At 33.8% G+C, this 11,866-nt stretch carries 12 protein-coding genes; 5 read left to right on the top strand and 7 right to left on the bottom strand.

Annotated elements, in window-relative coordinates:
- Positions 1-123: 123 nt before the first annotated feature.
- The 5 genes from HMPREF2597_RS04605 to HMPREF2597_RS04585 all read right to left on the bottom strand — a co-directional run bounded on the left by HMPREF2597_RS04605 (position 124) and on the right by HMPREF2597_RS04585 (position 3,752).
- On the bottom strand, positions 124-372 hold the full coding sequence (locus HMPREF2597_RS04605; protein WP_002479226.1) for a hypothetical protein: 249 nt from the start codon (positions 370-372) through the stop codon (positions 124-126).
- 36 nt (positions 373-408) lie between these two features.
- On the bottom strand, positions 409-1,311 hold the full coding sequence (locus tag HMPREF2597_RS04600) for a sensor histidine kinase (protein ID WP_002479225.1): 903 nt from the start codon (positions 1,309-1,311) through the stop codon (positions 409-411).
- Between the two features lie 22 nt (positions 1,312-1,333).
- Complete coding sequence (locus HMPREF2597_RS04595) at positions 1,334-2,083, bottom strand: ABC transporter permease (protein WP_002479224.1); 750 nt, start codon at positions 2,081-2,083, stop codon at positions 1,334-1,336.
- Positions 2,076-2,990, bottom strand: coding sequence for an ATP-binding cassette domain-containing protein (locus HMPREF2597_RS04590; protein ID WP_070817204.1), 915 nt, complete (start codon positions 2,988-2,990; stop codon positions 2,076-2,078). Before HMPREF2597_RS04590 ends, HMPREF2597_RS04595 begins: the two co-directional genes overlap by 8 nt.
- 90 nt (positions 2,991-3,080) lie before the next feature.
- A complete protein-coding gene (locus HMPREF2597_RS04585) occupies positions 3,081-3,752 on the bottom strand; it encodes a response regulator transcription factor (protein ID WP_002479223.1) in 672 nt (223 codons plus the stop codon).
- Between the two features lie 278 nt (positions 3,753-4,030).
- Here HMPREF2597_RS04585 and HMPREF2597_RS04580 point away from each other — a divergent pair, with 278 nt between their 5' ends.
- From HMPREF2597_RS04580 to HMPREF2597_RS04570, 3 genes are all read left to right on the top strand, one after another.
- Positions 4,031-5,308, top strand: a complete 1,278-nt coding sequence (locus HMPREF2597_RS04580; RefSeq protein WP_070817203.1) for an MFS transporter — start codon at positions 4,031-4,033, stop codon at positions 5,306-5,308.
- Between the two features lie 20 nt (positions 5,309-5,328).
- Positions 5,329-6,744 (top strand): glycoside hydrolase family 32 protein, encoded by a 1,416-nt coding sequence (locus tag HMPREF2597_RS04575; protein ID WP_002479221.1) that lies wholly within the window; start codon positions 5,329-5,331, stop codon positions 6,742-6,744.
- Positions 6,745-6,923: 179 nt separating this feature from the next.
- Positions 6,924-7,901, top strand: coding sequence for a LacI family DNA-binding transcriptional regulator (locus HMPREF2597_RS04570; protein ID WP_002479220.1), 978 nt, complete (start codon positions 6,924-6,926; stop codon positions 7,899-7,901).
- Positions 7,902-8,087: 186 nt separating this feature from the next.
- Here the strand turns inward: HMPREF2597_RS04570 and HMPREF2597_RS04565 are convergent, their stop codons facing one another.
- Complete coding sequence (locus HMPREF2597_RS04565) at positions 8,088-8,492, bottom strand: hypothetical protein (protein ID WP_002479219.1); 405 nt, start codon at positions 8,490-8,492, stop codon at positions 8,088-8,090.
- Positions 8,493-8,788: 296 nt separating this feature from the next.
- Between HMPREF2597_RS04565 and HMPREF2597_RS04560 the strand changes: the two genes are divergently transcribed.
- The gene (locus tag HMPREF2597_RS04560) at positions 8,789-9,667 is read left to right on the top strand and encodes a YwqG family protein (protein WP_002479218.1); all 879 of its coding nucleotides are present in this window, start codon (positions 8,789-8,791) and stop codon (positions 9,665-9,667) included.
- A 244-nt stretch (positions 9,668-9,911) separates the two neighbouring features.
- Here HMPREF2597_RS04560 and HMPREF2597_RS04555 read toward each other — a convergent pair whose 3' ends face one another.
- The gene (locus HMPREF2597_RS04555; protein ID WP_002479217.1) at positions 9,912-10,475 is read right to left on the bottom strand and encodes a GNAT family N-acetyltransferase; all 564 of its coding nucleotides are present in this window, start codon (positions 10,473-10,475) and stop codon (positions 9,912-9,914) included.
- 344 nt (positions 10,476-10,819) lie between these two features.
- Here HMPREF2597_RS04555 and HMPREF2597_RS04550 point away from each other — a divergent pair.
- The coding region (locus tag HMPREF2597_RS04550; protein ID WP_070817202.1) for an MFS transporter at positions 10,820-11,866 on the top strand (1,047 nt) is incomplete at its 3' end.

The raw sequence follows: 11,866 nt of genomic DNA, 5'->3' as shown, positions 1-11,866 counted from the left end.
TAGTTCATAGCCTAAAACATAATAATGTCCCGACTCTGCTTTAATTAATACGCTGAATGATTGGCACACTTTCTTAGAGGACAGCTTGAGCCACTCCAGTTTTCTTTGTTAGAAAAAACTGGTTTAGTCAGTTTTACTGTGCTTGTGTCTACCCCAACTTGCTTTGCTGGATGAATTTCTTCTCGAAATGCTCTTTGTTGGGGCTCCTACACTAACTTGCTTTGCTTGTCCAAGTGCGACACCCGTTGAGACACCAATTGCGACACCAAACCCTGTTCCTAATGGTATCCCAAAAATAAATGACAAGATGACACCAAAAATTATCATATAGCTCAATGTATATTTATTGTTCTTATACCATGTTTTATTCATATTTATTCCTTTAATTTAATTAATGATATCTATATTTTATCCTTTATGAAATTTCATTGTTATCGTAAAGAGGTCATTTTTAATATTTGCGCTTACATTTCCACCTTGTTTTTCAACTAATTGTGCAATAATGTATAACCCAATACCCGTCCTACCTTGATGACGACTTTTATCAAGTGTATAGGTACGCTTGAATATATCTTGTATATTTTCATCCGTTAAAGCTTCATCTGTATCATTGGCTAGCTTCACTACTACAAAATCTTCTTGTTCATATATGCAAATATCAACAAAACTTTTACCGTAGCGCAAAATATTTTGAACTAAATTCGTCAATATTCGTCGCGTGGCCGCTAAATCTAACTTAACGTTGGAAACACGTTGCAAATTGAAACGCACTTCAAGTTGTTGTTTAGTAAATTGTGCATAATACGACAAGAAAACTTGCTCTATCTCTGTGTTTAATGATACTGGTTCGACTTTAAGTTCATAATCTAACGACTTTAGTTTCGTAATTTCATGGAATAAATTAACTGTCTCGATAAGCGTTGTTGTTTTATTTTTAATAATATTCAAATAGCGTCTCTGCTCGGTCACTTCAATATCGTCTGTGAAGAGTTCAGAATATCCTTTAATGGCTGTTAATGGTGTGCGTAAATCATGAGAAATATTTGTGATTTCTTGATTCAACATCAGTTCTTTTTTTCTAAATTGGATACGTTGTTGCTTATATTCATCACACATATGATTTAATGCCTTAGTTAATTGTTGCATTTCATGAAACTGTGTTGTTGTACGCAAGCGTTGATTTGATGAAATATCTTGACTCAACTGTTGCAATTGTATCGTCAGTTGCGACACATCGCGTTTGAGTGCTAAGTATTTATAAGTTAAAAATAATATCCCTATAATCAACACGATTATTATAAAGATCAACATACCCATTCACCTTACTTATCATTTAATACGTTACTTTATTCACTAACCATCGCCCTAAAGCTAAAATAACGATACTTAAACCTATACCTAAAAACCAATATTCCACATGAAACGTACTCATGCCATTAAGGTATTCTTCAAGTATATTTTTAAATCCATGCATTGGAGAATTTTTATAAATAATAATAAATTCTTTATCAATATATTTTAAAAGACGTAAGAGTCCCGCACTATAGTAGTAAATAATTAGCGTTAAAATCATTGAAAAAATACCATTTATTTTCAAGCTATTCAACACGTGTACTAATGCTAACGCACCAAAAACCAATGGCGCCATATTGCAAATAGATATAACAAAATCATGTAATGACTTCATGTCTTTATTAAAAACTGTTAGGCCCATGCCAATGGTCACAAGAATACAAATCACACATAATACTACAAAATACACTAAGAATAATAGAAACTTAGACCAATAAATAATTCCTTTTGAAATATCAAATGATAGACTTTGTTTTATTATTTGTCTATTTTCTCTACTGTTGACGAGCAAATTCATAGCTGAAGCAACAAACATAATTGGTATAGCCCCACTAATAACATTACCGTAAAGGTATTTTGCTCTACTATATGGAAAATTATTTGTCGTATGACCAAAATTCACAAGCGTGAGTGCCGCTAAAATAATTAATCCAGAAATGATAGCAGTATATAAATAAATACCTTTACTATGTGTCAACCGATAGTTTTCACTTTTAAGATAGTTAATCATTCTTGCCACCTCGATTCATTTTCAAGAAATAATCTTCTAAATTCGCTGATTGCATGCTTAATTCATATACTGTCACACCATGTTGGAACATTAGTGTATTAATCTGACTGTATTTTATCTGACTTTCAAAAATGATTAATGTATCATCTTGTAACACGTTGTATTTCACACCTGGAATATGCTCCTCAAGCACTTGTGCCGCATGTGCTGTATCATCGACAGTCATAACTAGTTGCTTGGCACTTTGTTGATTGAGTTCTTCTTTCGTTATATCTTGCATGATTTGGCCTTGGTCAATAAAGACAAAGCGCTGTGCCACTTGTTGTAATTCACTTAAAATGTGGCTTGATAATAAAATGGTAATACCGTGCTCTTGATTTAAACGTAAAATTAAATTACGAAAATCTTTTATTCCTTGTGCATCAAGGCCATTAATAGGTTCGTCTAACACTAATAAATCAGGTCCATTCAACAGTGCCAACGCTAAGCCTAAACGCTGTTTCATACCTAATGAATAGGCTTTAAATTTTTTTGTCACATTATCAAGTTCTACCGTTCGCAATACTTCATGGATATGATGATTGCTCGACATTCCTCTTTGAATACTAAAATATTTTAGATTTTGAAACGCAGTAAAACGGCCAATAAATGTTGGCTGTTCAATCATAAACCCAATTCGCTTACGCGTTTGTTGCTTAATTGTTGCCTGCTGTCCAAATAGCTCAATTTGTCCGCTATCTGGTTCAATTTGATGTGCTAATAATTTAAAAAATGTCGATTTTCCTGCGCCATTTCGACCAATAAGTGCGCAAATTTGACCTTGATACAATTTAAAATCCGTTGGCATTAAGCCATGAGCACCTTTGTATTTTTTACTTAACTGTTGTTTTTGAATAACTAGGCTCACATTATCATCTCCTCTTATAATGTTACCTTTACTTTAACTTGAAAATACTTAAAGTCCTTTAAGTAAAATATAAAAAAAGTATAAAGATTGTTATTCAAGCATAAAACCGATACCCCATACCGTTTTAATATAAGATTCATCACTGAAGGCAGCTAATTTTTTTCTAATATTAGAAATATGTACATTCACTGTATTGTCATCACCTAAATAGATACCTTGAATATTTTCATAGATTTTTTGCTTAGAAATCGGTTGTTCGGGTGTCAACATAAATAAACATAGAATATCGTATTCAGTGTTAGTAACATTGAGCACCTGATTTTTAACTTGCACCTTTCTTGTTTGTTTATCTATCGTAAGATTTCGCCACGTTAAGATATCACCTTGACGTGGCATCTGTTGCAAATTGCGCAATTGTACATCAATCCGTGCAGCTAATTCTTTTGTATCAAACGGTTTGGTTAAATAATCATCGGCGCCACTGCTTAGCAAACGTACCTTCTCCTCAACATCTGTTTTAGCAGAAATAACGACGACTCTGCTGTTGGCATGTGCTTTAATATAGCTTAATACTTCTTCTCCACTTACCTCTGGCAACATTAAATCTAATAGAATTAAATCAAATTGGTCTTTTTCTAACGTTTCTATTGCTTCCTGTCCAGAAAAATTTAACGTCGTTTTAATATGCATCTTTGTCAAAGTAAGCGATAAAATATGTGCGATATCTATATCATCTTCAATAATTAAAGCATGATAACCCATTGTAATTCTCCTTTTTATTTTTTACATCGATTATAGTGTAACACGATTCAAATGCTCGACGTACTTATGATGTGTATGCATTCTAGTAAAGGTGTTAAACAGCAATGAGTTCAATAACATCGTTTAATTTAAAAGCGCGCTAAGACTTCCGGAAGTTTAAATTTGTATATCCTTACATCCAAACATTATATGTCATCCGGTTGACATATTTTTAGAAAGCGATTACACTTTAACTAAATTAAGAAAGCGTTTTCTAAAATGATATAAGGAGGTCTATTATGAAACCTACACATTTCATAGCTACCTTTAAAAACAAATCTTATTTACAAAATTCATTAATGTTCATGCTCTTTTTTGCTTCATGGAGTATTTGGTGGTCATTTTTCCAAATTTGGCTTACTTCAGATAGCAACGGTTTAGGTTTAACTGGCGGAAAGGTTGGTACTATATATTCGGCCAATTCTTTTGTCACACTCATATTGATGTTCATCTATGGCATTATCCAAGATAAATTAGTTATCAAACGGTCATTGCTTATTTTCTGTTCACTCTTTTCAACTTTCGTTGGACCATTTTTCATTTGGCTTTACGCACCATTAATTCAAAATGTGTTTTGGTTAGGTGTTGCTTTAGGTGCTATCTTCCTATCTTGTGGGTTTTTAGCGGCTGTGGGCGCATATGAAGCTGTTGGAGAAAGATTCAGTCGTTTCTTTAACTTTAATTACGGTCAAGCACGTGCATGGGGATCATTCGGATATGCCGTAATGGCACTTGTTGCCGGTTTCACATTTGTTATCAATCCACATTTAAATTTCTGGTTAGGCTCATTGCTTGGTTTAATATTATTATTAACCATCATCTTTTGGAAATCTGATGAAGAAATCAATGCTAAGGAACGTATTGAGGATAACGAAGATGAAGCCGTTCCATCAATGCATCGTATCTTATCATTATTAAAAGTAAAAGACTTATGGATTATTATTATATTTATTACATTTTCATGGTCTTTCTATACGATATTCGACCAACAAATGTTTCCTGATTTCTATACGAAACTATTTTCATCTACCAGTGTAGGGCAGCAAATGTACGGCACATTAAATTCTGTACAAGTATTTTTAGAGGCAATTATGATGGGTATTGTGCCAATTATCATGTCAAAAATTGGTGTGCGTAAAACGTTACTTTTAGGTGCGACTGTTATGTTTTTACGTATTGGCCTATGTGGCATTGCTCAAGGACCTATTAGTGTATCATTTATAAAAATGTTCCATGCTTTAGAAGTTCCTCTGTTTATTTTGCCGATTTTCAGATATATTACCTTGCATTTTGATACAAAATTATCCGCTACTATATACATGGTAGGTTACAACGTATCTGCTCAAGTTGGTCAAGTGATATTATCAGGTCCACTCGGTACATTAAGAGACCATATTGGCTATCAACCGACATTCTTTGTTATCTCTTCAATCGTCTTATTGGCAGGTGTTTTTGCCTTTGTTACATTAAGAAAAGATGACGAATATGTCTTTGGAGATCCTTTTATTAGAGAATAAATTAAGGAGTGTTAATAAAAATGGAGACGCAAAATACAAATGCAATTTCAAATGATAGATATCGTTTGGGCTATCATATTATGCCTAAATCAGGATGGATAAATGATCCAAACGGCTTTTCCTATTTTAATGGCTATTATCATATCTTTTACCAGCATTATCCTTATGCGCCTGAATGGGGGCCAATGCATTGGGGACATGCGCGCAGTAAAGATTTAGTACATTGGGAAACATTACCTATCGCTTTAACTCCAGGAGATACAGAAGATAAAGATGGCTGTTTCTCAGGTACCGGTATTGTTAAAGATGACACTTTATATTTATTCTATACCGGCCATCACTATTATGGTGATAATGACCCCGATCATTTTTGGCAAAATCAAAACATGGCTTTTTCACAAGATGGTCTACATTTTACCAAATATCAACATAATGCGATTATTCCTAAGCCACCTGAAGATAATACACACCACTTTAGAGATCCGAAAGTCTGGCAACATGGAGATGACTACTATATGATTGTTGGCAGTCAAAATAACGAATCCTTAGGACGTATTATTCTTTATCGCTCACACGATTTATTATCATGGGATTACATTGGTCCTGTTGATATGTCTAACGGTCAACAAATCGAAGGTTATATGTGGGAATGTCCAGATTTATTTGAATTAGACGGTCAGCATGTCTTACTCTTTTCACCACAAGGCATGGATGCAGAAGAAGAACAATATTTAAATTTATTCCAAAATGGGTATTTCGTGGGTGATTTTGATTATGACAACCATCGATTTACACGTGATAACTTCAAAGAACTGGATCATGGTCATGACTTTTATGCACCTCAGACGATGCAAACACCTGATGGTAGACGCATTTTAATTGGCTGGATGGCTATGTGGGAAAGCCATATGCCTGAAAAAGAAGATGGTTGGTCAGGTGCACTGACATTACCACGTGAACTTCATTTAAATCATGGCCACTTATACATGACGCCTATCGAAGAATTAAAGCAATTGCGTAAAGATAAAGGTGTACATGATACGATGACAGTTAGCGAACGTACGCTATTATCAGAAGGTATGAAACAAGTTGAACTTAATCTTTTACTTCGTCAACAGAACTTTAAACTTCAATTGACGAGTCAGCAAAGTGAATTATTATCTGTTGACTACGATGCAACAAAATGTAAGTTTACCTTATACCGTAATGATTTAAATGATTGCAGATACACAACCATCAAACCATCAGCTCAGCTTAAACTTCAAATGTATATTGATACAAGTTCAGTAGAATTGTTTATTAATGATGGTGAAGCTGTATTTACAGAAAGATTCTATAGCGAAACTGCCCCTAAGATATGGGTTTCTGCAGATTCACCTATCAAACTTAATACTCATATTTATGAACTAGCAGAAAACGCCATCCAATTTGATTAAATCAAAACAATAAAAAATAATCATATCTCATTGTTTTATGAAGCGGGATTACGAAGTCAACGTTGTGTATACAATCGAAAGTTAACTTTGATCCCGCTTCTGTTTCATTTGTATCGCATTCTGGTTATGAAAAGTGCATAATAAAGTTAATAATCTATATGGAGTAGGAGTGTCACACAATGAAACCTAAATTAGAAGATGTTGCTGAGCTCGCGCAAGTCTCTAAAACAACGGTATCACGTGTCCTAAATAACCGAGGCTATATAAGTCAAGAAACGAAAGATAAGGTTTATCATGCAATGCAAAAGTTGAATTATCAACCAAATTCCGCAGCTCGCCAACTCTATCAACAAAAAACAAATATAATTGGCTTGCTCTTTCCAACGGTTGCCAACCCATTCTTTGGTGAACTTATCTTTGAATTAGAAAAAAGGCTGTATGATAAAGGTTATATCGTTATAATTGGTAACTCAATGAATAATCCAGAAAAAGAACGTCATTATATTAATCAATTATTATCAAACCAAATAGATGCACTGATCGTTGGCACGCATAATATTGGTATTGAACAATACAATAATAGAAACTTACCGATTGTGGCCATTGATAGAGTTATGAACGAAGATATACCAGATATTCGTTCAGACAATCTTAATGGTGGTATTATTGCTACAGAACGTCTTATCCAACAAGGCGCGCGTCATATCATTCATACCAATGGGCCTATTGATGTGAATACGCCTGCCAATCTAAGACAAACCGGTTATGAACAAACGATGCATAAACATGGTTTATCACCAGTGACCTATACTGTTGATTTTAGCTTAGGCTACGAAGAAAAATCAGCAATTTTTAATCGTATTTTTCAAGAACATCCTAACGTTGATGGCATCTTTGCCTCCAATGATACAGATGCTATTCAAATCTATCATCTTGCCCAAGTACTCGGTAAACGATTACCAGACGATTTGAAATTGATTGGTTATGATGGAACTCAACTCATGAGATATATGCATCCTTACTTAACAACAATCATCCAACCTATCAGTCAAATTGCGGATAAAGCCATAGACATCTTAGAGCAAAGAATTCACAATAAGGCTACGCATCAAGAGTATATTTTTCCAGTTGAATTGCATGAGGGAACGACAGGGTAATTTAATAAAAAGGCTCTTTTCGTATAGTGAGTTAATTTCCAAATTAGTACATAAATTCAAAGGTGTATTTCCTGAGAAATATAGGAAACACACCTTTTTTTGCTTTCTTACATTATTATAAAACGCAATATAGCGATGAAAAATTTATTCTAACAGAATTTTTCATCGCTAATCGTAATATATCGTTTATTTTACAATTTTATATTCAACTGTATTAAGGTTTGGTGTTGGGCCTGATTTAATAATAACTTGAATTCTTTTATTTTGCTTTGCTGCTGACGTAAAAGTGTCAACTGTCTTTTTCTGTGCGTGGTTGCTAGCTAAAATTGACGCTTCTACAGGAATGCTATATTTACCAAATAATTCTGATACGATGCCTGCCCACTTATTAATATTTTTATATTTTTTAGGCATGGATGACGCCATTGATTTAACCTCACCTTTGCTAAGCGTGTATTTAGAAAGAACTTTACCTTCAGCATGTGCGGTGTGATTGTTTTGTGAAACTGGATTAATGTCGTTTGGCAAATTAAATGCTAATGGAGAAAGGATAATGGTACTTGCAATAATTGTTGCTAGTTTCTTTTTCATTATAAAACTCTCCTTTTAATTTTATTCAAACATATCTAACAACCACTGCAAATGTAACATAATTTTACTTACGTTTCTTGTAAAAAGGTATTTCTATCGAAATCACTTGCACAATTTAAATAACATCATTTACCTTTATCGGTTGTTTATCCCAAATTTCATATAATAATATTGGGTATACTTGAACCTAACGAAGTACCTATCCAAGGGATGCGTTAGCGCATACAAAACTATACAGTGATATGCTTTTACTTTATAATGGCATTGTATTAATTCATACAGAAGGAGCTGTTCATATGCTAAACATTCAAGATGTCAGCCATCTTTCTGAAGAGGAACAGACGGTTTATAACCGCTTTGTCGAATCGGTGAAGCAGAGCAATCTGCCGGTACGTCCATGCATTAAAATGGAACTATCTGAAATGCAAGATGAAACTTTACTTAAAAGTAAGATTGGTGGAGTTCCATTTTTAAAGTCAGTGGATGATATTCCATTGGATGAAAATATAGAGCCTATGGCCTTGTTAGCACAGATTAACTTAAGCGAACTTGCAGAAGAACAAAAAGTATTTCCTGTAAATGAAGGAATAATACAATTCTGGATTAGTGCACAGAATGAAATGTATGGTTTGTCTGATGAAAAAGAAAATGACAATCCAAATTCAAGTCTTATTTATATTAAAGACCCAGTTACGAATTTAACATTTGAAGACGTACGTGCTCATATGGATTCATTGGCGTTTGATAAAGAGAATATTCCATTTGATGGAACGTTTTCAATAGAATACAAGCTTACTGAACAAACAATATCTTCTTCTGATTATAGATATGATGAAGATTTACGCTCAATCTGGAATAAAGTTAACCCTTCATTTAAGTTAGAATCAATGTTTGATGGCTATGATGATTTAATGGAACTTGTATTTAATACGTTCTCTGCTGAAGAGCCAAGCAACCAGCTAGGCGGCTATCCACTATTTATGCAAGCAGACCCAAGAGCTTATGACAAAGGATTAAGAGTATATGATACGCTCTTACTACAGATTGATTCTACAAAAAAAGGCAATGCTAAAATTATGTGGGGAGATTTAGGAATTGGTAACATCTTTATTAAGCCCGAAGATCTCTTAGCTTTGAAATTTGATGATTACATGTATACTTGGGATTGCGGATAATGTGAAACGTCCACACTTAATTAATTCTCTATTTCTAGGCGCAATGAATAACGTTATCGTTTAGAACCTGGGACATAATTATGTTTTAAGTTATGAACTCTATATTGGCATTAGTTGACTGGATTGAAAATACGCTAATGCCAAGCTTTTTCAATCCTAGTCAACCTTGCCAGGGCGGGACTACGAATTCATTATGAATTTTGTCCCGCTCCCATAAATGATGACACTTATCCATGAAAAATTCTCAATTATTTAACGATAATGAATGATCATACTCTTCTCGCAACAAACTATATACATAACTATCAGAGAATTTTCCGTGCAATCTTTCATTGCTTCTTAAAGTACCTTCTTTTGTGAATCCAAGACGTTGAGGTATTGATTGACTTTTTTTATTATCGGTACTCATACAAATCTCGATACGATTTACATCAAATTCCTCATAAATGTAACGAATTAAAGCTTCAGTACATTTAGTCATAATCCCTTTCTTTTGAAAAGTTTCTGCTAAGTAATATCCTATCGATGTTTTTTTATTAACTAAGTCCAAATAATGCAATCCAATGACGCCGACAAGTTCTCCATCGAACCAAATCCCACTGTGAAAGCCATTGCCATCACTAAATTGTTGTAGCGCCGAACGTATAAACTTTTTACTATCTTCAACTGTTGTTGTGTATTCAACAAAAGGTAAAAATTCGGATAGATACTCACGATTTGAATCTACCAGTTTGAAAAGAAGGGGTGCTTCACGTTGTTCTAGTATTTTTAAACTAATACTTTCATCTATTTTATATCCAAATATCATTATTATCCCTCCATGATTTATAAATAATGATTAGCTAAATTAATCAACAGGTTGATATAACGCATCTACTTCAACAATCTCTAATCTTTTGAAATGAATACTATTATTGACTTGATAATCAAATATCTTCATCATGCTCCCTTTAACATACAATAATAAATTATCATTATACTAACATATCCTTACCTCATTCTCGACCACAATCCATATATTTTATTATGTATTTTTAACCGATAATATTTTAATAACTAATTTGTTTTTATTATAAAAATATTATTCCATTACCAAGAAAATTATATTAAGATGATGTTAAGTATTTGTAAATTTAATAAAGGGGTGTTGAAATGTTCAACTTTTTAAAGCCGCCAGCAGCTAAACAACAACTTCCACAAAGTGATGTTGATGCAACTTATAAGCGTTTGCGTTGGCAAGTATTTTTAGGCATTTTTATTGGCTATGCAGGCTATTATTTACTGCGCAAAAACTTTTCTTTAGCAATGCCAGCTTTGATTGAACAAGGATTTAGTAAAGCAGAACTCGGTATTGCATTATCTGCTGTTTCTATTGCTTATGGATTTAGTAAATTTGTGATGGGGACGGTAAGTGATAGAAGCAATGCACGTATCTTTTTAACAGTTGGCTTAATCCTTACGGCCGTTGTGAACTTATTATTAGGATTTGTACCATTTTTCACATCTAGTATTCTTATTATGTTCATTTTATTATTTCTCAATGGTTGGTTCCAAGGCATGGGATGGCCACCGTCTGGTCGTGTACTCGTGCATTGGTATAGTGTGAGTGAACGTGGTAGTAAAACAGCAATTTGGAATGTTGCACATAATATCGGTGGTGGATTAATGGCGCCACTAGCAACTTGGGGTATTTTTGTGACAGCACAATATCATTTAGGCTATTTAAAAGGGTTTGAAGGTGCGTTTATCTTTCCTGCATTATTAGCCATCATTGTAGCTATTATTGCCTTCTTTTTAGTTCGTGACACACCACAATCACAAGGATTGCCACCAATAGAAGTTTATAAAGATGACTACCCGACGTCTAAGAAAGAAACATTTGAAACTGAACTCACTACAAAAGATATTTTGTTTAAGTACGTGCTAAATAATAAATGGGTTTGGGCTATCGCCTTTGCCAATATCTTTGTTTATTTTGTACGCTATGGTGTGCTTGATTGGGCACCTACTTATTTGAGTGAAGAAAAAAGTTTTGATCTTAAAAGCTCTGGTTGGGCTTATTTTCTATATGAATGGGCTGGAATACCTGGCACAATTATCTGTGGTTATCTATCTGATAAAGTTTTTAAAGGACGTCGTGGACCAGCTGGATTTTTGTTTATGCTAGGTGTTACTGTCTTTGTACTCATCTACTGGTTA

Source organism: Staphylococcus sp. HMSC063A07, from assembly GCF_001836955.1.
Taxonomy (GTDB): Bacteria; Bacillota; Bacilli; order Staphylococcales; family Staphylococcaceae; genus Staphylococcus; species Staphylococcus lugdunensis.
The sequence above is the reverse complement of the archived record's forward strand: the minus strand, read 5'-3'. Positions and strand labels throughout refer to the sequence as shown.